Raw genomic sequence first — 21093 nt, 5'->3', positions numbered from 1 at the left:
TGGCGTTTCCGATTCCGGCCGCCGGGTGATGCGGCCCGCAGGCGCTCTCTGGCGAGCCGCAAAGAACCGTGGTCAGTTAGCGCTAACAAGAAGATCGGGAGGACTTCCGCCATGACCCAGCCGCTCCGTTTCGGCGTGAACCGCCGCGTCCTCATGCTGGCCGCCGGCGCGACCTTGGCCGCGCCCGCCGTGCTGCGCGCGCAAGGGGCGGCGGAAGACGTGGTCGTGACCACCGACCTGGGGCGGCTGCGCGGGCAGCGGCAGAACGGCGTCGATGTCTTCAAGGGCGTGCCCTACGGCGCGCCCGTCTCGGGCGAGGGCCGCTTCAAGCCGGCCCGGCCCGCCGAGCCGTGGACGGGCGTGCGCGACGCCCTGCGGCTGGGCACGCCGGCCATGCAGGACGCCAGCACCGTCTACGGCTTGAACGAGCCCGCGCCGGGCGAAGACTGCCTCTACCTCAACGTCTGGGCGCCCGCTGGCGGCGGGCGCGGCAAGCCGGTGATGTTCTACTGCCACGGCGGCGGCTACACGACCGGCTCGGGCGGCAGCACCAGCCAGGACGGCGCCAACATCGCCCGTCAGTACGACGTGGTGGTGGTCTCCACCAATCACCGCCTGGGCCTTCTGGGCTACATCGACCTGTCGGAACTGGGCGGCCCCGCCTACCAGGGCAACCAGGGCCTGTCGGACATCGCCCTTGGCCTGCAGTGGGTGAAGCGCAACATCGCCGCCTTCGGGGGCGACCCGAACAACGTCCTGCTGTTCGGCGAGAGCGGCGGCGGGGCCAAGACCTCCTGCCTCTACGCCATGCCCACGGTCGCGCCCTTGTTCCACAAGGCGGCGATCCAGAGCGGGCCCACCCTGCGCGTTCAGACCCGCCAGCAGGCCGCCGCCACCACCCGCAAGCTGCTGGAGGTGCTGAACATCGCCCCGGCCGACTGGCGTCGCCTCCACGAGATCCCCGCCGCCGACTTCCTGAAGGCCCAGCAGCTGCTCCAGCAGCGCAACGGCCCGGACCCCGCGCCCGGCTGGTCCGGCATCACCGACGTGCGGCCCGGCGTCTGGGGCCCGGTGGTGGACGGCAAGCTCCTGCCGCGCCAGCCGTTCCAGCCCGACGCGCCGGCCACCGCCCGCGACAAGCCGCTGATGGTCGGCTTCCTCGACGAAGAAGCCTCGTTCTTCGCTTGGGCCGGCAAGGATGTGGCCGCCTACAGCCTGACCGAAGCGGGCCTGCGCCAGCGGCTCGCCGACCTCGGGCCCGATCTCGACGAGGTGCTGCGCACCTATCGCGCCGACCGGCCGGGCGCCACGCCCACCGACCTCTTCTTCGCCATCCAGACCGCCCGCAGCTTCGGCCTGGGCTCCATCCGGATCGCCGAGCTGAAAGCCTCGCAGGGCGCAGCGCCGGTGTTCTTCTACAACCTGGCCTACCGCTCCAACCGCCGGCTGGAGGGCGCGGCGCGCGACGTGGGCGCCATGCACGCCATCGACATCCCGATCGTCTTCGATAACGTGGCCAGCGGCGACACCCTGGCCGGCAACCGTCCGGACGTCGGCGCCGTCGCCGACAACATGAGCGAGATGTTCGCCACCTTCGCGCGCACCGGGCAGCCGTCCGCCAAGGGGCAGCCGGCCTGGCCGGCCTACGATCTGAAGACCCGCGCCACCATGGTCATTGACGCCCAGTGCCAGGTGGTCCCCGACCGTTTCGGCGCTGAGCGCAAGCTCTGGGGCCGCGTGGATCCGCTCGGCCGGCGCGCCTGACGCGGCTTGAGCCGGCGCCTTCCGCGCCGGCTCGAACGGCGCTATTCGCTCAGGCCATGAACACCGAAGACGTCCTCAACGAGTTTCGCGGCGCCGGCGCCCTGCGCGAAGGCCACTTCGTCCTGTCCTCCGGCCTCCATTCGCCGGTGTTCCTGCAGAAGAACCTGGTCTTCCAGTACCCGGAACGCTGCGAGCGCCTGTGCAAGGCGCTGGCCGAGAAGATCCGCGCCGAAGTCGGCGAGGTCGACATCTGCGTCTCCCCCGCCGTCGGCGGCATCATTCCTGGCTACGAGACCGCCCGGCACCTGGGCGTGCCCTCGGTCTACGTCGAGCGGGAAGGGGGCGAGTTCAAGCTGCGGCGCGCGTTCGAAATCCCGCCGGGCGCCCGCGTCGCCATGGTCGAGGACATCGTCACCACCGGCCTGTCCTCCCGCGAATGCGTCGAGGCGATCCGCAAGGCCGGCGGCGATGTCGTGGTCGCCGCCTGCATCGTCGATCGCTCCAATGGCCGTGCCGACCCCGGCGCGCCCTTTGTCGCCCTGGCCCGCCTGGACGTCCCTGCCTATCCCGCCGACCAGCTTCCGCCCGAGCTGGCGGCCATCCCCACGGAAGATCCGGGCAGCCGCCGCCTTTCCAAGTAGCCGACGGCCTTCCGCGCTCCTATGTGTCTCGCAGCCTGAAGCGGCGCTTCAGGCGCGCACTTCGAGGACCCGCGGAATGAGCAAGCTTCGGCTAGGCGTGAACATCGACCACGTGGCGACCGTACGGAACGCCCGCGGTGAGACCTATCCCGACCCGGTCCGGGCGGCCGAGACGGCCCTGGCGGCCGGCGCCGACGGCATCACCGCTCACTTGCGCGAAGACCGCCGCCACATCTCCGACGCCGACATCGACGCGCTCAGCGAGGTCCTCAAGGCTCGCGGCCGCCCCCTGAATCTCGAGATGGCCGTCACCGCGGAGATGGAGGCCATCGCCCTGCGCCACCTGCCGCACGCCGCCTGCCTGGTGCCGGAGCGGCGGGAGGAGGTGACCACTGAGGGCGGCCTGGACGTGGCCGGCGGCCGCGCCCGCATCGAGCCGGTGATCCGCCGCCTGGCCGCCGCCGGAATTCGCGTGTCCTGCTTCATCGACGCCGATCCGGCCCAGGTCGCCGCCGCCCATGCCTCCGGCGCCCAGGTGGTGGAGTTCCACACCGGCGCCTACTGCGAAGCGGTGCGCCATCGTTCGCCAGACGCCGATCGCCTGCTGGAGCAGCTGCGCGCAGCCGCCGCCGAGGCCGATCGCCTGGGGCTGGAGGTCCACGCCGGCCACGGCATCGACTTCGACACCGTGAAGCCGATCGCCGCCATTCCTCAGGTGATGGAGCTCAACATCGGCCACTTCCTGATCGGCGAGGCGATCTTTATCGGCCTGGGCCCCGCCATCCAGCGGATGCGAGCCCTGATGGACGAAAGCCGGCAGGAGAAGGCCGCGTGATCATCGGCATCGGCTCGGACCTTTCCGACATCCGCCGCATCGAGGCCAGCCTCCAGCGGTTCGGCGATCGCTTCACCCATCGGGTCTTCACCGACATCGAGCGCGCGCGCTCGGAGCGCAAGCCCGGCCCGGCCGCCTCCTACGCCAAGCGGTTCGCCGCCAAGGAGGCCTGCGCCAAGGCCCTGGGCACCGGCATGCGCGACGGCGTCTTCTGGCGCGACATGGGGGTGGTCAACATGCGCTCCGGCCAGCCGACCATGGCCCTGACCGGCGGCGCGCTGGTGCGCCTGCACGAGATCACGCCCCCAGGCATGAAGCCCGTCATCCACCTGTCGCTCACCGATGATCATCCCTACGCCCAGGCGTTCGTGATCATCGAAGCCCTGCCGGCCGACGCGCCGGCTTGAGCGGAACCGTCGCCCAACCCGGCTCATTGGGCCGTGTGAAGCGTTTCGGGCTGCCGCAGCCCTGTTCAGAAGAAGGAGAGTCCCATGAAGGGCTACGTCGAGGACATCGAGAAGGCCACGGTCGAGAACGACGACTTCCGCCGCGTTCTCTACACCGGCAAGTTCCTCCAACTGGTGCTCATGACCCTGCAGCCGGGCGAGGAGATCGGCGAAGAGGTCCACGAGGACCACGACCAGTTCTTCCGCATCGAAGAGGGCAAGGGCGAGGTCCGGATCGACGGCGTGGCCACCCCCATCGAGGACGACTTCGCAGTGATCGTGCCGGCCGGCGCGCGCCACAACGTCGTCAACACCGGCGATCAGCCCCTGAAGCTCTACACCCTGTACGGCCCGCCCGAGCACAAGGACGGCGTCGTCCGCCACACCAAGAAGGAAGCGGACGAGCAGGAAGAGCACTTCGACGGCAAGACCACGGAGTAGGTCGCGGTGGCCAGGTTGCAGAGCGCCTCGCTCCTGGCTTTCCCGCAGCGCCGGATCGGTCGCATGATCCGGCGCCAGCTGTTCGGCGACGGCGCGCTGGACTACGCCCAGCCCGCCGGCGACCCGGGCCTCTTCGGGCCAGACAGCGTCACCTGGCGCGTTCACGCCAACCCGGTCATCCTCGCCATCGGCGGGGTGGCCGCGGTGATCCTGGAGCTGGCCGAGCCCCGCGTCCGCTCGGGCGTGTGGGAGCACTCCACCTTCCGCACCGATCCCCTCGGCCGCATGCAGCGCACGGCCGACGCAGCCATGATCACCACCTACGGCCCAACCGCTGCGGTCGAGCGGCGCATCGCCATGGTCAACCGCATGCACGAGCGGGTGCGCGGCTCCACGCCCGAGGGTCAGGCCTACCAGGCCATGGATCCGGAGCTTCTCACCTGGGTGCAGGTGACCGCCGGCTACGGCTTCCTGAACGCCTACCTCCGCTACGTCGAACCGGGCCTCTCGCCCGCCGACCAGGACCGCTACTTCGCCGAAGCCGCCGCCGTCGGCGAACGCTTCGGCACGGGCGCGCTGCCCCGCACCGTCGCTGAGGTCGAGCAGCTGTTCGCCGCCATGCGGCCCAAACTGAAGCCTCACCCGATCATCGGCGAGTTCCTGGGGCTGGTGGAACGCACCTCGCCCGTGGGCCTGGCGGGCCGCGCCGTCCAGCCGCTGCTGGTGGACGCCGCCGTCGACCTGCTGCCCGCCTGGGCGCCGCTCCACCTGCAGATCACGCGGCCAGCCATCCGCCTGCGCGCCGCCCAGCGCCTGATGCGCGCCCTGGCCGCCAGCGCCCGCTTCGCCCCCAACGAAATCGTCAGTCAGGCTCGCGCGCGGGTCGGGGCAGACGACCTGCGGGCGGCGTGATGAGCCACGTCGTCCTCCTCGGTGACTCCATCTTCGACAACGGCGCCTACGTCCAGCCGGGCCCGGATGTCATCGCTCAGCTTCGGCTAAAGCTCGGACCAGGGTGGAAAGCGACCCTGCTGGCCGTGGACGGCGATGTCACCGAAGGCGTGCGCCGCCAGCTCGCGCAGGCGCCCTCCGACGCCACCCACCTGATCATCTCCGTCGGCGGCAACGATGCGCTGCGCTCGTCCGGCCTGCTGCACGAGCCCGCCCGCTCCATGGCCGACGCCATGAGCCGCCTTGCCGACGCCAAGGACCGCTTCGCGTCCGAGTACAGTCAGATGGCGGAAGCCGTCGCCGCCCGCCGGCTGCCCACCGCCCTTTGCACCATTTACGACGCCAACTACCCGCCGCCGTACAGTCGGCTGGTGGTCACCGGCCTTGCCTTGTTCAACGACGTCATCACCCGCACCGCGGGCAGATTGGGCTTCGATCTGATCGATCTGCGCCTGATCTGCGACGAGCCCGGGGACTACGCGAACCCCATCGAGCCCTCCGTGCAGGGCGGCGCGAAGATCACCGCCGCCATCGCCGCCATGGTGCAGGGACGCGCTGCGGAGCGCACCTCACGCGTCTGGACTTGAGCGCGGGCGCAACATCGCGCAACGGCCGGCGTTCCTCCCGCTCAGGAGGACCATCATGAGCCAACAGCAAGATCCCGACGCCCTCGGCCCCGGTACGGGCGGCGAAACCGGTCCCGACGCCGGAACGGGCGCGCCCGGCCAGGAGCGGAAGGGCGGTCCCGACGCGGCCGCTGACGTGGGCGGCGCTGGCGCGGCGGACGCTCCGGTCGGCTCCAACGGTGCGGCCGGCAGCGGCATGGGCTCGTCCGGCGGGCCGATGAGCTCGGACGACTAAGGACGCGACCTATTCCGCGGCGGGCGGCGCGGGCGCGATCCTGCGCCGCCCGACCAGCGGCCACAGGGTGTTGATCGCCAGGCCCGCCAGCACCAGAACCGCGGCGGTCAGCTTCCAGCTCTGCAGCGGCTCGCCCAGGAACAGGGCCGAGGCCCCCATGCCGAACACCGGCACCAGCAGGGACAGCGGCGAGATGGTCGCCGCCGGATGCCGCGCCAGCAGCCAGCCCCAGGCCGCATAGCCGAACAGGGTGTTGCCCACCGACTGCCAGAGCACCGCCGCCCAGGTTTCCCAACCTGCCGTGGCCAGGCTGTGGGCCATCAGCGCGGGCCCTTCCATCACCAGCGCCAGGGCGAACAGGGGCGGGGCCGAGAACAGGCTCGCCCACACCACATAGCTCAGCATGTTCACCGGGCCGGAGCTGCGCGCCACCACATTGCCGCCGGCCCAGCTCAGCGCGGCGCCCAGCACCAGGACGAGCCCCAGCGGCGTCACCTCCGCACTGGTGTGGGCCATTAGCCAGGCCAAGCCCAAGGCCGCCACGATCAACGCCGCCACCTGGAAGCCCTGCAGCCGCTCGCCGGTCAGCCACATGGCCAGGGCGATGGTGAAGAACGCCTGCATCTGCACCACCAACGAGGCGAGGCCCGGCGAGATCAGGTGCGTCATGGCGATGTAGAGCAGGCCGAACTGCCCGACGCCGATCAGCAGGCCGTAGGCCGCAAGCTTGCCCCAGGCGACATCCGGCCGCTTCAGGAAGAACGCCGCCGGCAGCAGCGCGAAGGTGAAGCGCAGCGCCGCGAAGGTCAGCGGCGGCAGGTGGTCCAGCCCCACCTTGATGACCACGAAGTTGGTGCCCCACACCGCCACCACGGCCAGGGCCAGCAGAAAATGCAGCGGCGGCAGGGAAGGGCGGCTCATGCCGGCCATATGCGCTCGCGGCCCAGCTCGCGCCAGCCCACGGCGCCGCCTGAACACAAGTTCACGGGCGCGGCGCCTGCGCCTGTCCTATTTGAAGCTGAAGCCTGCTATTCGGGGGGCGGAAAGACGGAGTCGACATGGCGAAGACGGCGAAGCAGGCGAGCGGTCCCGCAAACGAAGCGTGGGAGACCATCAAGAGCGTGGGCAGCGTGCTGCTTATCGTGCTGGTCCTGCGGGTCTTCCTGTTCCAGCCCTTCACCATCCCGTCGGCCTCCATGGAGCCGGCGCTCTACGAGGGCGACTACATCTATGTGTCCAAGTACACCTACGGCTGGTCGCGCCATTCCATCCCCTTCAGCCCGCCGCTGTTCGACGGCCGGATCATGGGCAAGGCGCCCCAGCGCGGGGACGTGGTGGTGTTCAAGACGCCCCGGGACAACCGCACGGACCTGATCAAGCGCGTCATCGGCATGCCTGGCGACCGGCTGCAGATGCGCGATGGCCTGCTCTACATCAACGGCGTGGCCCTGCCGCGTCAGGCCGTCCCGCCCGCCGGCCGCATCGGCTACGGAAACGACCTGCGCTTCACCGAGACCCTGCCCAACGGCAAGCAGGTGCAGACCCAGGACTTCGGCCCCGACGGCCCCCTCGACGACACCGACACCTTCGTGGTGCCGGAAGGGCACTACTTCATGATGGGTGACAATCGGGACAACTCGGTCGACAGCCGCGTTCCGCCCGAGGCTGGCGGCGCAGGCTTCGTCCCGGCCGAGAACCTGGAAGGCAAGGCCGAGTTCGTCCTGCTGTCCTGGAAGCCCGGCTCCTCGCTGTTCAAGCCTTGGACGTGGCTGAACCTGCGCGGCGACAGGTTCTTCCACCGCCTCGACTAGGCCTGCGGCTCGAGGCGCACCAGCGCGCCGCCTGACGGCGCGAGCTTCAGGGACAACGACCCGCCGCGCACCGTCCGCCGGGTGCGCTGCGTCTGGCTGGGCGTTGCGCCGTCGGTCCAGAGCTCGGCGGCATAGGCGCCCCCGAGCTTCAGCCGCTCCAGCGGCACGCGAACCGTCCGGCCCGTCTCGTTGGTCATGGCGCCGATCCACCAGCTGTCGCCCTTGCGCCGGGCCACCACCACGTATTGGCCGATCTCGCCCGCCAGAACCCGCGTCTCGTCCCACGTCGTCGGCACGGCGCTGATCACCTCCAGCTCCGGCTGGCCGACATAGGCGTCCGGGCTGTCCGACACGCAGGCGAACGGGCTCTCGTAGACCACGTACATGGCCAGGGCCTGGCCCCGGCTGGTCTGCACGAAGGGCAGGGTGTTGCGCGGCTCGAACGCCGCCGGCGTCACGTTGCGAAAGCCGCCCGGCGTGTAGTCCATCGGCCCCAGCAGCATGCGCGTGAAGGGCAGGGTGACGTTGTGGCTCGCCGTCACCCGCCGGCTCCACTTGTTGTACTCGGCGCCCAGCACGCCTTCCTGGGTCAGGAAGTGGGGATAGGTGCGCGTCATGCCCGTGGGGTGGCTCATCCCATGCAGGTTCACCAGCAGGTGGTGCTCGGCGGCCTTGCGCAGAAGTCGGTGGAAGAAGGCCACCATCTCCTGGTCGTCCCGGTCCATGAAGTCGACCTTGATGCCCTTGACGCCCCAGCGCTCGTATAGCGCCAGCGCCTCGTCCATCTGGGCGTCCAGCGCCTGCCAGTTGGCCCACACCCACAGGCCCACGCCCTTGTCGCGCCCGTAGGCGACCAGGGCCGGCATGTCGATCTCTGGGATGGTGCGGGTCATGTCGACGCCCGGTCGCACCGTCCCACCGCCGCCGGCGCCCGCGTACCAGCCTTCGTCCACCAGCATGTACTCGAGCTTGGCTTCCGCGGCGAAGTCGATGAACTTGCGGATGGTCTCGTTGTTCATGCCGGGCTTGGGGACGCCGGACACCTGCGGGCCGTTCCACCAGTCCCAGGCGGCCTTGCCCGGCTTGACCCAGCTCGCGTCGAACGCCGGATCGGGGTTCAGGTTGGTGATCAGGGTGGACTCCACCAGCTGTCCGGCGTTCTCGCCCACCATCACCACGCGCCAGGGCGAGACCACGTCCGAGCCGATGCGCGTGCGCACCGCCACGCCGGGATCGTCCAGCCGCGGCGACAGCTTGGCTTCCACGCCAGGACCGCCATCGCCCCGACCGGACAGGTACATGGCCGACCAGTCCTTCAGGTCCGCTTCCGCCAGGGCGAACGCGGCGCCCTTCGTCTCGCAGACGAGCGGCGCGTCATAGAGCGCTGTCGCGCGCAGGCGCGTGGCGCTGACCTTGTCGAACTCGCCTTCGTGGCTGGTGCGCGCGTGACCAAGGTTCAGGCCCCAGCAGTCGAAGTCGCCTCCAAAGGCGAACTGCGTCGACTCCCACTGGACGTTGACCGCCTCCAGCCCGGCCTGCACCGGCAGCCGATAGCGGAAGGCGATCCCGTCGTCATAGGCCCGCAACACGATCTGCATGCGCCGCCCGCCGGCGCCCGTCTCCGCCAAGTCTACGGTCATCTCGTTGAAGTGGTCCCGCGCTTCCGAAACCTTGCCGGCCACCAGCCGATAGGTGCGGTCGACGCTTGTTCGCTGCGATCCGCCGATCCGCACCGCCCCGCCGATGCGCCCGCCCTTGTCGAGCTGCAGGCCCATGGCCGACGGGGAGATCAGCGTGCGGCCACGCAGGCTTACGGCGTAGCTGGCCGCGCCCGCGTCGTCGGAGAAGCTCACCGCCACCTGTCCATTGGGCGAGGTCAGCCGCAGGGTCTCCGCATGGGCGGCTCCGCCGCAGCCTACGGCCAAGGCTGCCATCCCGGCGCCCATCCAGCTCCGCATTCCGTCTCTCCTGCGCCTGCCGTTAGTCGGTTGAACTGCCCACGTGATGCTGCAACTATCTCGTCACGGCCGGCTTTAGACCGGCCCTTGTACTGGGAGAAGCTTATGGCCTGGACGTCACCGAAGGTGGTCGAGATTTCCCTCGGCTGCGAAATCAACTGCTACGCTTGCGCCGAGATCAAGGCTTAAGAGCGTGACACTGCGCGCGGTCGTGCTTGGCGCGGCCGCGGGCGGCGGCTTTCCGCAGTGGAACTCCAACGCCGAAGGCTGCCGCAGGGCGCGCTCCGGCGATCCCGCCGCCCCCGCCCGCACCCAGGCGAGCCTGGCCGTCAGCCTCGACGGCGATCGCTGGACCCTCATCAACGCCTCGCCCGATCTGCGTGAGCAGATCAACCGTTCGAGCTTCCTCCATCCTCGCGACGGCTTGCGCTCCACGCCCATCACCGACGTGGTGCTGACCGGCGGGGACGTGGACGTGGTGGCGGGCCTGCTCACCTTGCGCGAGCGCCAGCCTTTCAGCCTCTGGGCCACGCCGCGGATCTTGGGCGTGCTGGACGCCAACAGCATCTTCGAGGTTCTGGCGCGCGATGTCGTCGCCCGGCGCCCGCTGGCGGTGGGCGAGCCTGTGACGCTGGACAGCGGCCTGACCGTCGAGTTCTTCCCTGTGCCGGGCAAGACGCCGCTCTACCTTGAGGAAAGCGATGCGCCGGCTATCGAGACCAGCGATGTCACCGTCGGCGCCGCCATCTCGGACGGCCGCAACACCCTGTTCTTCATCCCCGGCTGCGCGGCCATGACGCCGGAGCTCGCGGCCCGGCTCTCGGGCGCCGACCTCGTCTTCTTCGATGGCACGCTCTGGCGCGACGACGAGATGGTGATCGCGGGCCTCGGCGCGAAGACCGGCCAGCGCATGGGCCACATGAGCATTTCTGGCCCCAACGGCGCCATCGCCGCCTTCGAATCCATCCCGGTGGCGCGCAAGGTGTTCATCCATCTCAACAATTCGAACCCGGCTCTGCTTGCCGACAGCGCGGAGCGGGCCCAGATCGAACAGGCCGGTTGGCTCGTCGCCTACGACGGCATGGAGTTCAGCCTGTGAGTGAGTTTCTGACGCCGGGCGGCCTCGAAGAGGCCCTGCGCGAGATCGGGCGCACCCGCTACCACAACCTCCACCCGTTCCACCGGCTGCTGCATGGCGGGAAGCTCGATCGCGGCCAGGTCCAGGCCTGGGCGCTGAATCGCTTCTATTACCAGAGCCGGATCCCGGCCAAGGACGCCGCCCTTCTTGCGCGCCTGCCCACCGCCGAGCTGCGCCGCGAGTGGCGCCGCCGGCTGGAAGACCACGACGGTCACGAGACCTCGCCCGGCGGGGTCGCTCGCTGGAAGGCGCTCGCCGTGGGGGTCGGCCTGGACCCTGAGGCGGTGGAGTCCACCCGCCTGATCCTGCCCGCCACCCGTTTCGCCGTGGATGCCTACGTCAACTTCGTGCGCGAGCGCTCCATCCTTGAAGCCATCGCATCGTCGCTGACCGAGATGTTCTCGCCCAACATCATCGCCGAGCGGGTCTCGGGCATGCTGGCCAACTACGACTGGATCACCCAGGACACCCTGGCCTACTTCACCCCGCGGCTGACCCAGGCGCCGCGCGACGTCGACTTCGCCCTGGCCTATGTGCAGCAGCACGCCGACACGCCCGAAAAGCAGCAGGCGGTCCTCGCGGCGCTGCGCTTCAAGTGCGACGTCCTCTGGTCCCAGCTCGACGCCCTCTACTTCGCCTATGTGGAGCCCGGTTTCGTGCCCCCCGGCGCCTTCACGCCGGCCCCGGAGCGCCAGGCGGCCGGGACCCTCGCATGATCACCGCCCAGTCCCAGCCGGCCCTGTCGCGCGGCGTGAAGCTGCGCTTCGACCAGGCGCGCGAGGCCTGGGTGCTGCTGGCCCCTGAGCGGATGTTCGCCCTCGACCAACCCTCCACGGAAATCCTGAAGCTCGTGGACGGCGAGCGCACGGTGGAAGCCATCAGCGACGACCTGGCCGCTCGCTTCAACGCGCCACGGGACGTGATCCTGGCCGACGTCGTGACCTTCCTTGAAGACCTGCGGCAGAAGGGAGCCGTCCGCTCGTGACGCCCGCGCCACCCCTGGCCCTGCTGGCGGAGCTGACCCACCGCTGCCCGCTCAAGTGCCCCTACTGCTCCAATCCCCTCGAGCTGGAGCGCGCCAGCGCCGAGCTCTCCACAGACGACTGGAAGCGGGTGCTGTCCGAGGCCGCCGAACTGGGCGTCCTGCAGGTGCACTTCTCCGGCGGCGAGCCCATGGCCCGGCGCGACCTCGTCCAGCTGGTCCGCCACGCCGCCAGCGTCGACCTCTATTCCAACCTGATCACCTCGGGTGTCATGCTCACCGAGGCGGCCCTGGCCGAGCTGGTGGAAGCCGGCGTCGACCACATCCAGCTCAGCTTCCAGGACGCCGAGGTCGAAAGCGCCGAGCGGCTTGGCGGCTTGCGCGGCGCCCAGCAGAAGAAGCTCGACGCCGCCCGCTTCATCCGCGCCGCCGGCCTGCCGCTGACCACCAACTTCGTGATCCACCGCCAGAACGTCGACCGGCTGGAGCAGATGATCGCCCTGGCCGAACAGCTCGGCTCTGCGCGGATGGAGGTGGCCCACACCCAGTATTACGGCTGGGGTCTGCTGAACCGCGACGCGCTGCTGCCCACCCGCGAACAGCTGGAGCGCTCCACCGCGGTGGTGGAGGCCGCCCGCGTCCGGCTCGGGGCCTCCATGGTCATCGACTATGTGGTGCCCGACTACTACGCCGCCCGGCCCAAGGCCTGCATGTCCGGTTGGGGTCGACGGTTCATGAACATCTCGCCCGCCGGCAAGGCCTTGCCCTGCCATGCGGCCGAGACCCTGCCGAACCTGACTTTCCCCTCAGTGCGCGAGCAGTCCCTGCGCCAGATCTGGAACAGCTCGGAGGCCTTCGAGACCTTCCGCGGCACATCCTGGATGCCCGATCCGTGCCGCACCTGCGACCTGCGGGAGGTCGACTGGGGCGGCTGCCGCTGCCAGGCCCTGGCGTTGACCGGCGACGCCCGGCGGGCCGACCCGGTCTGCGAGCGCTCCCCCGATCGCCACGCCATCACGGCCGCCCTTGGCTCCGCCCGCGATAACGCCGCCTGGGCGCCGCGCCAGCCTCGCACGCCTGCCTGAGCGCGCCCCCTTGCTGCGACGCGGCGCCCGCCCCAGATTCCGGGGCTGAGTTTCAGGAGATCAGCGTGGCGTCACCGTTCGACGGCTATGAGGTTGAAGCGGCCCATCGGCCCAAGGAGCAGGGCTACCGGTTCGAGCTGGACCGGGCGCTCTCATCCGTCGTGGCTCTGGAAGCCCGGGTGCCGGAGGAGGCCCACACGGCCACCATCCTGGGGACCCAGCGGCTCGGCAACGGCGTGGTGATCAGTCCCAACGGCCTGGTGCTGACCATCGGCTACTTGGTCACCGAGGCGGAGGAGGTGACCCTCACCCGCAACGACGGCACGCGCGTGCCGGCTCACGTCCTCGGCATCGACGCGGTCACCGGCTTCGGCCTGGTTCAGGCGCTCGAGCCGCTCGGGCTGCCGGCCCTGCCGCTTGGCCGCTCCCGCGACCTGGAGGCCGGCTCGCCGGTGGTGATCGCCGGCGCCGGCGGTCGCGCCCATGCGGCGGCGGGCCACCTGCTCACCGCAATGCCCTTCGCCGGCTACTGGGAGTACTTCCTGGACGAGGCGCTGATGACCGAGCCCGCCCACCCGCACTGGAGCGGCGCTGCCCTGATCAACAGCCGGGGCGAACTGGTGGGCGTGGGCTCCCTCAGCTTGGAGCGGCAGTCCCGCTCGGGGCCCAAGCCGATCAACATGTTTGTGCCGATCGACCTGTTGCCGCCGATCCTCGACGACCTGGCCCACGGCCGCCAGCCCCATCCGCCGCGCCCCTGGCTCGGCGTCTTCACCCAGGAGATGGGCGACCACGTGGTGGTCGTCGGCCTCCATCCCGGCGGGCCCGCCAGCCGGGCCGAGCTGCGCATGGGCGACATCATCCTGGCGGTGGAGGGGCAGGCGGTGTCCGATCTCGACGAGTTCTACAGCCGCCTGTGGGGCCGCGGCGGCGCAGGCGTCGTCGTGCCCCTGCGCATCCAGCGCGAGGACGACATCTTCGACGTGGAGATCCGCTCGATGGATCGCGCCGCCCTCCTGCGCAAGCCGCGCCTCAACTAGGGGCGCGGACCGCAAGGGGCGCCCCCTGGGCAGAATGCCGCGCGGCAGGTTGGGACATTCAAATCCGCCGGCCCGGACGCCATCTTCAGGGGGTCACCAACGAGGCGCCCCCATGTCGCTTTCCAGCTACTCCAACGTCTTCGGCCTCGACCACGAGCGCGGCTATGAGGAAGAGATCCTCGCCGGCGACATCGTGTGCACGGGCGCCAACCAGTTCCCGCGTTACGAAGTGATCGCCATCCGTGGCGACCGCGCCTGGCTGCGTGACCTGCAAAACGGCGCCGACCACCTCGGCTACACCAGCCGCTGCCGCAAATTGCAGCCGGAAGGCCTCGCCCTGGCCGCCGAATAGGCGAAAGCAAAGGGCAGGGGATCAAAGCGAGGCCTTGACCGTTCTTGCGGCTGAAGCCGGCGGCGCGTGCTGCCGTCGGCCCGTTTGCTTGAAGGTCAGCGCATGGCGTTTCACGGTCGCGACGAGCGCTCGCGTGCGGTCTCGGACGATCTTGAACAGATCTTCGGTCAGGTCGATCCCGCCGTACCTCCAGAAGCCGCCGGCCGCCCCAGCGCGGTCAAGGGCGTCCCCCTCGGCCAGCCGCGCCGCCGGCTGAGCGCGGGCGCGGCCGGCGCGCTCGGCGCGGTGGCCCTGGCCGCCGTTGCGGTCTGGGCGGTCGCCAATCGCGCGCCGCCCAAGGCCGCCGCCGCGCCGCCCGCCGCCACCCTTCCGGTGCAGGTCGCCCAGGCGGCCCCGCCGCCCGCGCCGTCCACCACTGCCTCCGCGCCGCTCAACACTCTGCCGCCCGCCGCGCCCGCCGCTTCGGTCGAGGCGCCCGCGGTGCAGTCCGCCGCCACGCCCAAGAAGCCCGCGGCCGCCCGTCCCAAGGTCACCCGCGCCAAGGCCTCCCGCGAAGGCGGCGGCCGCTGCGCCGGCCTGCATGGCGAGGCGAGGGCCCGCTGCCTTTACCCCGCGGTGATCTCCGCCGACCGCCGCCTGCGCACCGCCTACGCCTCCGCCGTCCGGGCCGGCGCGCCCCGCGGCGTGCTGGTGGAGTACCGCCGCGAGTGGGCCGGCCTTCGCCGCGTCGCCAACCGCGATCCACGCCGGGTCATCAACGGCTACCGCGCCATGGCCTCGGAGCTGGACCGCATCGCCGCCCGCGAGCGCGCCCGGAGCTGACCCCATGCTCAGCAGCCTCGACGTCAAGCCGCTGGACTACACCGCAAACCCCTTCGGCCAGGGCGAACAGCCCACCGGCCGCCAGGTGGATGGCGAACTGGTCTACGCCGTGGGCGACATCCACGGCCGCTATGATCTGCTGAAGGTCATGCTGGCCCAGCTGGCCCGCGACTACGCCCAGCGCACCGCTGGGCGTCGACCGGTGCTGGTCTTCCTGGGCGACTATGTGGATCGCGGCCCTCAGTCGCCGGAGGTGCTGGACGCCCTGATCTGGCTCGCCCGCCGGCCGGACCTGGAGGTGCGCCTGCTCAAGGGCAACCACGAACAGGCCATGCTCGACTTCATCGACGATCCGGTGCGCGCCGCCCCCTGGCTTGGCTTCGGCGGCGCTCAGACGCTCACCGCCTACGGGGTCGAGCCGCCGGGCGAGGAGTCAGGGCCGCAGGACCTGCGTCAGGCCCGAGACGCCCTTCTCGATCGCATGCCCGCCGCCCACCTGCGGCGGCTGCAGACCCTGGAGCTGATGGTGGCGGTGGGCGACTACGCCTTTGTCCATGCCGGCGTGCGGCCCGGCGCCGCCCTGGCCGCCCAGGACGAGCGCGATCTCCTGTGGATCCGCCGCAGCTTTCTGGAGTCCGAAGGCCCGCACGAGAAGGTCATCGTCCACGGCCACACCTGGATCGACGAGAAGCCCCAGATGCACGGTCATCGCCTGGGGCTCGACACCGGCGCCTACGCCACCGGCGTGCTCACCGCCGTGCGCCTTGAGGACAACCGCATGGCCATCCTCCAGGCCAGGGCCGAGGCCGCCTAGCGATCCTTGTAGTAGCCGCTCCAATCCGGCTCGCCGCGCAGGCGGCGCATCACCCGCAGCATCCGCGGCCGCGTCATGACGATCGCCAGCCACGCGCCCAGGATCGCCAGGCTCGCCAGATAATTCCTCAGCAGCACAAGGCTCAGGATCAGGACCAGCAGCGAGGTGGTCACGACGAACAGGATCGCTCGAGCGTCTCGAGGTCTCATGCGGCCTCCATGGATGACCCGACCGGGCGTCAATGCTCCCCGCCGCCTGAACGCCGGATGACCAAGTTCAGATCATCCGGAAAATCGCCAACTCGCTCTCAGCCCCCGAACTCCAGTCCAGGCAGCACATAGGGCGCGAAATTGCACGACGGACCGGCAGGCGCCTGGGTGGACGAGGGCGCCGAGCCGTCCTGCAGCCGCGCCACGACCAGGCTGCGCAGCTCTTCGAAGCTCGGCTCCTGGGCGAGCATGGTCAGAGTCACGTGCCGCTTGCAGGTGTAGAGGTCGAGGAACAGCGGCGGCGCGTCGCCATTTTGCCGAGCCAGTTTGTCCACCTGCAGGTTGCTGGTCAGCGTGATGGTGACGGGTCCATTGCTGATCTCGCGTGGGTGGATCAGCAGGACATAGCGGCGCCGGAACTGGTTCTGCAGGAAGTCGGTGCGGAACGCCTCGGCCTCGCCCAGCGGCGTGTCGAACCGGCCCAGCGCCTGCCCACGGATCTTGCCGGTGCGGTGGGTGATGGCTCGGGCCGACCGGGCGATCAGCCGTTCCACCTGCTCGGCGCTGAACAGGGGAGCAGGCGCCGCCTCCTGGCCCAGATCCTTTTCGGACAGCGCCGGCTGGGCGAACGCCAGCACAAGGGCGAGCAGGGGCGCCAGCATCTCAGACCTGTCCGATGCGCCGGCCGCGATAACGTGTCCACGCCAGCGCCACGCCAAGCGGGAAGGCGACGATCAGCAGGCCCGCAACGATCCCTGGCCAGCTTGCAGGCTCCCAGATCCGGAAGAACCAGGCGCCCCAGAATAGGAATGCCAATCGCAGCACGAACAGCGCCTGCTGCAGGCGCGGCATGATCGGGTGGTCTGAGAGCTTCGGCTTCATCTGAAGCTCCGCGTGGCTGGCAGGCAGAGCGTATGGCCTCTTGCAGCCCGCTGCAACGCAAAGGGGCGCGCGGATCTTCCGCCAACTTCCGGTGGAGCTTGCAGCCGTTTTGGGGTTAGCATTCCGCCATGCGCACCGGATCGTGGAGAGCGGCGCTGGCCGCCGCCTTGTTCGCCCTCGTCGCCGTCCCGTCAGCGGGCCTGCTGGCCCAGGCCGTTCCGTCCATGCTGCCTGAGCCGCAAAGCGCCGCCGGCAAGGCCCTGCTGGCGGACTGGCGGGCGGCTTTCGCCAAGGCGCGCGAGGCTCACGCCTCGGCGCCTCACGGCACGGTCGTGGAGGAACTGGCTCGCCGGGTCGAGTTGGAGCAGGCGGGTCGCCGTGCTTTCATGATCACGACGAAGGCCGACCTGCCGCGGGACGAACGCTCGCGGGTGAATGCGGGCATCTGGAGCGAGCTCAACGCCGTCGATGAAGACAATCTTCGTTGGCTCAAAACGGTGCTGCCGGCCGACGGCTGGTTTCGCAACAGCCGCGAGGGGAAGGCTGCCACGAAGCAGGCCTGGCTGATCGTTCAGCACGCCTCGGACCGCGCCTTCCAGAAGCAGGTGCTCGCGGCCATGGAGCCGCTGGTGGCGCAGGGCGAAGTGAACGGCGCGGACTACGCGCTGCTCTACGATCGGCTGGAAATGTACGAGGGCAGGCCGCAGCGTTACGGCAGCCAGGTGGGCTGCGAAAACGGCGTCTGGGCTGTCTACCGGCTCGAGGACCCTGGCCGTGTCAACGAACTGCGCCGGCAGGTCGGACTGTCGTCCTTGCAGGAGAACAACGAGCGACTGGGCGTGGGCCGCGCCTGCTGAGGCAAGGCGCGGCGCCCACGCCGGATCAGGCGGCTTCGCGCTCGGCTTCCCGCTCACGCGTCAGTTGGCCGGTGAACTGCACCACCGCGGCGCGCACGTGCGAGGGCAGGCGCTCATAGGCTTCCAGCAGTTCCATCGCGCCCGGCGTGCTCAGCCGCTGCACCAGGCTCGCGCCCACCGACGCCGCTTCGCCGCTCGGCTCCACCGCCGCCACCAGGTCGCTCACCCGGCACTTCAGCGCCTGGGCGATCTGCACCAGCCGCGAGAAGGAGATGCGGTTGCTGCCGTTCTCGTACTTCTGGATCTGCTGGAAGGAGACGTCGCAGTGCTCGGCCAGCACTTCTTGGCTCATGCCCATCATCCGACGACGGATGCGCACGGCGGCGCCCAGCGCCACGTCCATCTCCTCAGGCGTCTTGTTGCGTTCCATGTTCCGCTCCTTGCTAAGGTTCGCGAGGGAGTGGTGCTCCGAAAGGTCGCGCTCGGCTACGTCGTAAAACTACCTATGCTCGTGTCACGTCGCCGACATAGCCGGCAAAAAGTCGTGGAAAATCAGCGCTGATGTTGCTCGCGTCCGAATGGCGATCGAGCGTCTACCCGCAGAAATTACGCTTAAGCTCTCTTAAGGGTGCGCGCCGAGGCCTCTTCCGAAGTGGGAACGCGCCTCTCTGCGTCACGCCTGCCCGACGCCCAGCTTGCCGCTGGGCCTCCTGGCCTTGCTCCGCGCGGGCCCAGCGCGTAACGACAGCGGTCCGGCGCGGCCGGGCGAGTTGGGATAGCCTCATGAGCGAGAACGTGCAGGCCGCACACACCCCGGAGAAGTCCGGCGCCGTCAGCGAATTCATCGAGATCATCAAGACGGTGGTCTACGCCCTGCTGATCGCGCTCGTGCTGCGGGTGCTGTTCTTCCAGCCCTTCACGATCCCGTCGGCGTCGATGGAGCCGAACCTCTACGAGGGCGACTACATCATCGTCTCCAAGTTCTCCTACGGCTATTCGCGCCACTCCATCCCGTTCAGCCCGCCGATCTTCGAGGGTCGAGTGATGGACCGGCCGGCGCGCCGCGGCGACATGGTGGTGTTCAAGCTGCCCCGTGACGGCCGCACCGACTACGTGAAGCGCGTCATCGGCCTGCCGGGCGACAAGATCCAGATGCGGGGCGGCCTGCTCTACATCAACGACCAGCAGGTGAAGCGCGACTTTACCGGTACGGAGCGGGAGGACAGCGGCTACGGCTTCGTGCGCGACGTCCAGCACTATCGCGAAACCCTGCCGGACGGCCGGACCTTCGACACCTCCGACTTCGGCACCGACGGCGAACTCGACAACACCGACGCCTTCGTGGTGCCGCAGGGCCACTACTTCATGATGGGCGACAACCGCGACAACTCCATGGACAGCCGCGTCCCGCCCGAAGCCGGCGGCGTCGGCTTCGTGCCGGAGGCCAACCTCGTCGGCCGCGCCCAGATCATCCTGCTGTCCTGGAACCAGGGCGCTTCCATCCTTAAGCCCTGGACCTGGGTCATGCAGGCTCGTCCCAGCCGGTTCTTCCACGTCCTGAAATGAACGCACGCGTCGCTGCGGTCGCCGAGCTCGAACGGCGTATCGGCCACACCTTCCAAGACCGCGACCTCCTTGAGCGGGCCCTGACCCATTCCAGCGTCGGCAAGGGCGCCAAGGTCGTGCGCCACAACGAGCGCCTGGAGTTCCTGGGCGATCGGGTGCTGAATCTCTGCGTCGCCGAGCGCATCATGGAGCTGAAGCCCGACGTGCCGGAAGGCGAGCTGGCCAAGCTCATGAACCACCTGGTCAACTATCACGCCTGCGCCCGTGCGGCCCGCGACGCCGGGCTGCCCGCCGCCATGCGGGTGGACGCCAGCGCCACGCGGGTGGGCGCCCGCACCAACGACCGCGTGCTGGGCGATGCGTGCGAAGCGCTGATCGCCGCCCTATATCGCGAGGGCGGTCTGGAGCTGGCCCGCGCCTTTGTGCACCAGTTCTGGGCTGACGCCTTCGAGCACCTCGACGTGCCGCAGAAGGATCCCAAAACCGCGCTGCAGGAGTGGGCCATGGCCCGCAGCCTGCCGATCCCCGAATACGTCGTCGTCCATCAGGAAGGCGCCGCACATAATCCCCGTTTCACCATCGAGGTCCGGGTCCAGGGGCAGGAGCCCCAGGCCGCGGAAGCGGGCGCCAAGCGCGATGCCGAGAAGCTCGCCGCCGCCCGCCTCTTGGAACGGCTTGAGAAGGACGAGAAGAAATGAGCCGCGCTGGCTTTTGCGCCATCATCGGCGCGCCCAATGCGGGCAAGTCGACCCTGACCAACCGCCTGGTGGGCGCCAAGGTCTCCATCGTGACCCAGAAGGTCCAGACCACGCGCTTTCCCGTGCGCGGCGTCGCCATGGAGGGTGACGCCCAGGTCGTGCTGGTCGACACCCCAGGGATCTTCAAGCCCCGCCGCCGGCTTGACCGCGCCATGGTCCGCGCCGCCTGGGGCGGGGCCGAGGACGCCGACGCCGTGGTCCACCTGGTGGACGCCGCCGCCGAGCTGGCCGCCACGGGCGAGGGCGGCGGCAAGGCCGCCGATCGCCGCTCGGCCGAGGACGTGGAAAGCATCATCGAAGGCCTCAAGGCCTCCGGCAACAAGGCGATCCTGGCGCTCAACAAGGTCGACCTGGTGAAGCGCGAGACCCTGCTGCAGCTGTCCCAGCGCCTCTTCGAGACCGGCGTCTACACCGAGGTCTTCATGATCTCGGCCCAGACCGGCTCGGGCGTCGCCGACCTCAAGAAGCGCATGGCCGAACTGATGCCGGAGAACCCCTGGTTCTATCCGGAGGACCAGACCGCCGACCTGCCGGCCCGCCTCCTGGCCGCCGAAATCACCCGGGAGAAGATCTACCTGCGCGTCCACGAGGAGCTGCCCTACGCGGCCGCCGTGGAGACCACCAAGTTCGAGGAGCGCAAGGACGGCTCGGCCCGCATCGAGCAGACCATCTACGTCGAGCGCGAAAGCCAGAGGCCGATCGTGCTGGGCAAGAACGGCCAGACCCTGAAGTGGATCGGCCAGAAGTCCCGCGAGGAGCTCACCGAGCTGTTCGACCGCCCCGTCCACCTCTTCCTCCACGTCCAGGTGGACGAAAAGTGGGCCGACAAGCGCGAGTTCTACGGCGACATCGGCCTCGACTACGATGCCTGACGCCCTGA

28 protein-coding genes are annotated in these 21093 nt (G+C 69.7%); 22 read left to right on the top strand and 6 right to left on the bottom strand.

Going from position 1 to position 21093, the window contains the following annotated elements:
* Positions 1-111 precede the first annotated feature (111 nt).
* The 8 genes from DJ018_RS17470 to DJ018_RS17435 all read left to right on the top strand — a co-directional run bounded on the left by DJ018_RS17470 (position 112) and on the right by DJ018_RS17435 (position 5939).
* Positions 112-1764: a carboxylesterase/lipase family protein gene (locus tag DJ018_RS17470; RefSeq protein ID WP_111516261.1), complete on the top strand. Its 1653-nt coding sequence runs from the start codon at positions 112-114 to the stop codon at positions 1762-1764.
* 56 nt (positions 1765-1820) lie between these two features.
* Positions 1821-2405: an orotate phosphoribosyltransferase gene (gene pyrE / locus DJ018_RS17465; RefSeq protein ID WP_111516260.1), complete on the top strand. Its 585-nt coding sequence runs from the start codon at positions 1821-1823 to the stop codon at positions 2403-2405.
* Positions 2406-2481: 76 nt separating this feature from the next.
* Positions 2482-3240 (top strand): pyridoxine 5'-phosphate synthase, encoded by a 759-nt coding sequence (locus DJ018_RS17460; protein ID WP_111516259.1) that lies wholly within the window; start codon positions 2482-2484, stop codon positions 3238-3240.
* Positions 3237-3647 (top strand): holo-ACP synthase, encoded by a 411-nt coding sequence (acpS, locus tag DJ018_RS17455; protein WP_111516258.1) that lies wholly within the window; start codon positions 3237-3239, stop codon positions 3645-3647. Before DJ018_RS17460 ends, acpS begins: the two co-directional genes overlap by 4 nt.
* Before the next feature lie 84 nt (positions 3648-3731).
* Positions 3732-4127 (top strand): cupin domain-containing protein, encoded by a 396-nt coding sequence (locus DJ018_RS17450; RefSeq protein WP_111516257.1) that lies wholly within the window; start codon positions 3732-3734, stop codon positions 4125-4127.
* Positions 4128-4190: 63 nt separating this feature from the next.
* On the top strand, positions 4191-5039 hold the full coding sequence (locus DJ018_RS17445) for an oxygenase MpaB family protein (protein ID WP_111516405.1): 849 nt from the start codon (positions 4191-4193) through the stop codon (positions 5037-5039).
* Positions 5039-5665, top strand: coding sequence for an SGNH/GDSL hydrolase family protein (locus tag DJ018_RS17440; RefSeq protein ID WP_111516256.1), 627 nt, complete (start codon positions 5039-5041; stop codon positions 5663-5665). The genes DJ018_RS17445 and DJ018_RS17440 overlap by 1 nt, the downstream gene beginning before the upstream one ends.
* Positions 5666-5720: 55 nt before the next feature.
* A complete protein-coding gene (locus DJ018_RS17435; protein WP_111516255.1) occupies positions 5721-5939 on the top strand; it encodes a hypothetical protein in 219 nt (72 codons plus the stop codon).
* A 9-nt stretch (positions 5940-5948) separates the two neighbouring features.
* Here the strand turns inward: DJ018_RS17435 and DJ018_RS17430 are convergent, their stop codons facing one another.
* Positions 5949-6860, bottom strand: coding sequence for an EamA family transporter (locus tag DJ018_RS17430; RefSeq protein WP_111516404.1), 912 nt, complete (start codon positions 6858-6860; stop codon positions 5949-5951).
* A gap of 137 nt (positions 6861-6997) precedes the next feature.
* Here DJ018_RS17430 and lepB (DJ018_RS17425) point away from each other — a divergent pair, with 137 nt between their 5' ends.
* Entirely contained in the window at positions 6998-7750 is a 753-nt protein-coding gene (lepB, locus tag DJ018_RS17425) for a signal peptidase I (protein WP_111516254.1), read from the top strand.
* On the opposite strand, the gene DJ018_RS17420 is transcribed toward lepB (DJ018_RS17425), so the two are convergent.
* Positions 7747-9708 (bottom strand): glycoside hydrolase family 97 protein, encoded by a 1962-nt coding sequence (locus DJ018_RS17420; protein WP_111516253.1) that lies wholly within the window; start codon positions 9706-9708, stop codon positions 7747-7749. The genes lepB (DJ018_RS17425) and DJ018_RS17420 overlap by 4 nt on opposite strands.
* On the opposite strand from DJ018_RS17420, the gene pqqA reads away from it, so the two are divergent.
* The 9 genes from pqqA to DJ018_RS17375 all read left to right on the top strand — a co-directional run bounded on the left by pqqA (position 9646) and on the right by DJ018_RS17375 (position 15941).
* The gene (pqqA, locus tag DJ018_RS19685) at positions 9646-9897 is read left to right on the top strand and encodes a pyrroloquinoline quinone precursor peptide PqqA (protein ID WP_420849546.1); all 252 of its coding nucleotides are present in this window, start codon (positions 9646-9648) and stop codon (positions 9895-9897) included. The genes DJ018_RS17420 and pqqA overlap by 63 nt on opposite strands.
* Before the next feature lie 4 nt (positions 9898-9901).
* Positions 9902-10807: a pyrroloquinoline quinone biosynthesis protein PqqB gene (pqqB, locus tag DJ018_RS17410; RefSeq protein ID WP_205853809.1), complete on the top strand. Its 906-nt coding sequence runs from the start codon at positions 9902-9904 to the stop codon at positions 10805-10807.
* On the top strand, positions 10804-11562 hold the full coding sequence (pqqC, locus tag DJ018_RS17405) for a pyrroloquinoline-quinone synthase PqqC (protein ID WP_111516251.1): 759 nt from the start codon (positions 10804-10806) through the stop codon (positions 11560-11562). Before pqqB ends, pqqC begins: the two co-directional genes overlap by 4 nt.
* Positions 11559-11831 carry a pyrroloquinoline quinone biosynthesis peptide chaperone PqqD gene (gene pqqD, locus DJ018_RS17400; RefSeq protein WP_111516250.1) on the top strand — a complete coding sequence of 91 codons (273 nt, stop codon included), beginning with the start codon at positions 11559-11561 and terminating at the stop codon, positions 11829-11831. The genes pqqC and pqqD overlap by 4 nt, the downstream gene beginning before the upstream one ends.
* On the top strand, positions 11828-12913 hold the full coding sequence (gene pqqE / locus DJ018_RS17395; protein WP_205853808.1) for a pyrroloquinoline quinone biosynthesis protein PqqE: 1086 nt from the start codon (positions 11828-11830) through the stop codon (positions 12911-12913). Before pqqD ends, pqqE begins: the two co-directional genes overlap by 4 nt.
* 65 nt (positions 12914-12978) lie before the next feature.
* Entirely contained in the window at positions 12979-13953 is a 975-nt protein-coding gene (locus DJ018_RS17390; RefSeq protein WP_111516249.1) for a S1C family serine protease, read from the top strand.
* A 112-nt stretch (positions 13954-14065) separates the two neighbouring features.
* The gene (locus tag DJ018_RS17385) at positions 14066-14305 is read left to right on the top strand and encodes a hypothetical protein (protein WP_111516248.1); all 240 of its coding nucleotides are present in this window, start codon (positions 14066-14068) and stop codon (positions 14303-14305) included.
* Positions 14306-14407: 102 nt separating this feature from the next.
* The gene (locus DJ018_RS17380) at positions 14408-15127 is read left to right on the top strand and encodes a hypothetical protein (protein ID WP_111516247.1); all 720 of its coding nucleotides are present in this window, start codon (positions 14408-14410) and stop codon (positions 15125-15127) included.
* Between the two features lie 4 nt (positions 15128-15131).
* A complete protein-coding gene (locus DJ018_RS17375) occupies positions 15132-15941 on the top strand; it encodes a metallophosphoesterase family protein (RefSeq protein ID WP_111516246.1) in 810 nt (269 codons plus the stop codon).
* On the opposite strand, the gene DJ018_RS17370 is transcribed toward DJ018_RS17375, so the two are convergent.
* From DJ018_RS17370 to DJ018_RS17360, 3 genes are all read right to left on the bottom strand, one after another.
* The gene (locus DJ018_RS17370; protein ID WP_111516245.1) at positions 15938-16150 is read right to left on the bottom strand and encodes a hypothetical protein; all 213 of its coding nucleotides are present in this window, start codon (positions 16148-16150) and stop codon (positions 15938-15940) included. The two genes, DJ018_RS17375 and DJ018_RS17370, sit on opposite strands and share 4 nt — an antisense overlap.
* 98 nt (positions 16151-16248) lie before the next feature.
* Positions 16249-16812 carry a hypothetical protein gene (locus DJ018_RS17365; RefSeq protein WP_111516244.1) on the bottom strand — a complete coding sequence of 188 codons (564 nt, stop codon included), beginning with the start codon at positions 16810-16812 and terminating at the stop codon, positions 16249-16251.
* Position 16813: 1 nt separating this feature from the next.
* Positions 16814-17032 (bottom strand): hypothetical protein, encoded by a 219-nt coding sequence (locus DJ018_RS17360; RefSeq protein WP_111516243.1) that lies wholly within the window; start codon positions 17030-17032, stop codon positions 16814-16816.
* Positions 17033-17160: 128 nt separating this feature from the next.
* Between DJ018_RS17360 and DJ018_RS17355 the strand changes: the two genes are divergently transcribed.
* A complete protein-coding gene (locus tag DJ018_RS17355) occupies positions 17161-17889 on the top strand; it encodes a DUF6624 domain-containing protein (protein ID WP_111516242.1) in 729 nt (242 codons plus the stop codon).
* Between the two features lie 25 nt (positions 17890-17914).
* On the opposite strand, the gene DJ018_RS17350 is transcribed toward DJ018_RS17355, so the two are convergent.
* Positions 17915-18319: a helix-turn-helix domain-containing protein gene (locus tag DJ018_RS17350; protein ID WP_111516241.1), complete on the bottom strand. Its 405-nt coding sequence runs from the start codon at positions 18317-18319 to the stop codon at positions 17915-17917.
* 353 nt (positions 18320-18672) lie between these two features.
* On the opposite strand from DJ018_RS17350, the gene lepB (DJ018_RS17345) reads away from it, so the two are divergent.
* Genes lepB (DJ018_RS17345) through era form a run of 3 tightly spaced genes read left to right on the top strand, consistent with a single transcriptional unit; the run spans position 18673 to position 21085 of the window.
* Entirely contained in the window at positions 18673-19455 is a 783-nt protein-coding gene (lepB, locus tag DJ018_RS17345) for a signal peptidase I (protein WP_111516240.1), read from the top strand.
* Positions 19452-20153, top strand: coding sequence for a ribonuclease III (rnc, locus tag DJ018_RS17340; RefSeq protein ID WP_111516239.1), 702 nt, complete (start codon positions 19452-19454; stop codon positions 20151-20153). The genes lepB (DJ018_RS17345) and rnc overlap by 4 nt, the downstream gene beginning before the upstream one ends.
* Complete coding sequence (era, locus tag DJ018_RS17335) at positions 20150-21085, top strand: GTPase Era (RefSeq protein ID WP_111516238.1); 936 nt, start codon at positions 20150-20152, stop codon at positions 21083-21085. The genes rnc and era overlap by 4 nt, the downstream gene beginning before the upstream one ends.
* The last annotated feature ends 8 nt before the right edge of the window (positions 21086-21093 follow it).

Origin of the sequence: Phenylobacterium deserti, from assembly GCF_003254705.1 — a bacterium.
Lineage (GTDB): Bacteria > Pseudomonadota > Alphaproteobacteria > Caulobacterales > Caulobacteraceae > Phenylobacterium > Phenylobacterium deserti.
This window is presented reverse-complemented; position numbering and strand designations above follow the sequence as displayed.

Bases quoted from the DNA above. Each gene is read 5' to 3' on its own strand.
- DJ018_RS17440 (WP_111516256.1), top strand. From the start codon at position 5,039: ATGAGCCACGTCGTCCTCCTCGGTGACTCCATCTTCGACAACGGCGCC.
- DJ018_RS17450 (WP_111516257.1), top strand. From the start codon at position 3,732: ATGAAGGGCTACGTCGAGGACATCGAGAAGGCCACGGTCGAGAACGAC.
- pyrE (WP_111516260.1), top strand. From the start codon at position 1,821: ATGAACACCGAAGACGTCCTCAACGAGTTTCGCGGCGCCGGCGCCCTG.
- rnc (WP_111516239.1), top strand. From the start codon at position 19,452: ATGAACGCACGCGTCGCTGCGGTCGCCGAGCTCGAACGGCGTATCGGC.
- DJ018_RS17380 (WP_111516247.1), top strand. From the start codon at position 14,408: ATGGCGTTTCACGGTCGCGACGAGCGCTCGCGTGCGGTCTCGGACGAT.
- DJ018_RS17350 (WP_111516241.1), bottom strand. From the start codon at position 18,319: ATGGAACGCAACAAGACGCCTGAGGAGATGGACGTGGCGCTGGGCGCC.
- DJ018_RS17370 (WP_111516245.1), bottom strand. From the start codon at position 16,150: ATGAGACCTCGAGACGCTCGAGCGATCCTGTTCGTCGTGACCACCTCG.
- DJ018_RS17460 (WP_111516259.1), top strand. From the start codon at position 2,482: ATGAGCAAGCTTCGGCTAGGCGTGAACATCGACCACGTGGCGACCGTA.
- DJ018_RS17375 (WP_111516246.1), top strand. From the start codon at position 15,132: ATGCTCAGCAGCCTCGACGTCAAGCCGCTGGACTACACCGCAAACCCC.
- pqqD (WP_111516250.1), top strand. From the start codon at position 11,559: ATGATCACCGCCCAGTCCCAGCCGGCCCTGTCGCGCGGCGTGAAGCTG.
- DJ018_RS17360 (WP_111516243.1), bottom strand. From the start codon at position 17,032: ATGAAGCCGAAGCTCTCAGACCACCCGATCATGCCGCGCCTGCAGCAG.
- DJ018_RS17470 (WP_111516261.1), top strand. From the start codon at position 112: ATGACCCAGCCGCTCCGTTTCGGCGTGAACCGCCGCGTCCTCATGCTG.
- DJ018_RS17435 (WP_111516255.1), top strand. From the start codon at position 5,721: ATGAGCCAACAGCAAGATCCCGACGCCCTCGGCCCCGGTACGGGCGGC.
- lepB (WP_111516254.1), top strand. From the start codon at position 6,998: ATGGCGAAGACGGCGAAGCAGGCGAGCGGTCCCGCAAACGAAGCGTGG.
- DJ018_RS17365 (WP_111516244.1), bottom strand. From the start codon at position 16,812: ATGCTGGCGCCCCTGCTCGCCCTTGTGCTGGCGTTCGCCCAGCCGGCG.
- DJ018_RS17430 (WP_111516404.1), bottom strand. From the start codon at position 6,860: ATGAGCCGCCCTTCCCTGCCGCCGCTGCATTTTCTGCTGGCCCTGGCC.
- era (WP_111516238.1), top strand. From the start codon at position 20,150: ATGAGCCGCGCTGGCTTTTGCGCCATCATCGGCGCGCCCAATGCGGGC.
- pqqA (WP_420849546.1), top strand. From the start codon at position 9,646: ATGGGCGGCTCCGCCGCAGCCTACGGCCAAGGCTGCCATCCCGGCGCC.
- DJ018_RS17385 (WP_111516248.1), top strand. From the start codon at position 14,066: ATGTCGCTTTCCAGCTACTCCAACGTCTTCGGCCTCGACCACGAGCGC.
- DJ018_RS17355 (WP_111516242.1), top strand. From the start codon at position 17,161: ATGCGCACCGGATCGTGGAGAGCGGCGCTGGCCGCCGCCTTGTTCGCC.
- DJ018_RS17445 (WP_111516405.1), top strand. From the start codon at position 4,191: ATGATCCGGCGCCAGCTGTTCGGCGACGGCGCGCTGGACTACGCCCAG.
- DJ018_RS17420 (WP_111516253.1), bottom strand. From the start codon at position 9,708: ATGCGGAGCTGGATGGGCGCCGGGATGGCAGCCTTGGCCGTAGGCTGC.
- lepB (WP_111516240.1), top strand. From the start codon at position 18,673: ATGAGCGAGAACGTGCAGGCCGCACACACCCCGGAGAAGTCCGGCGCC.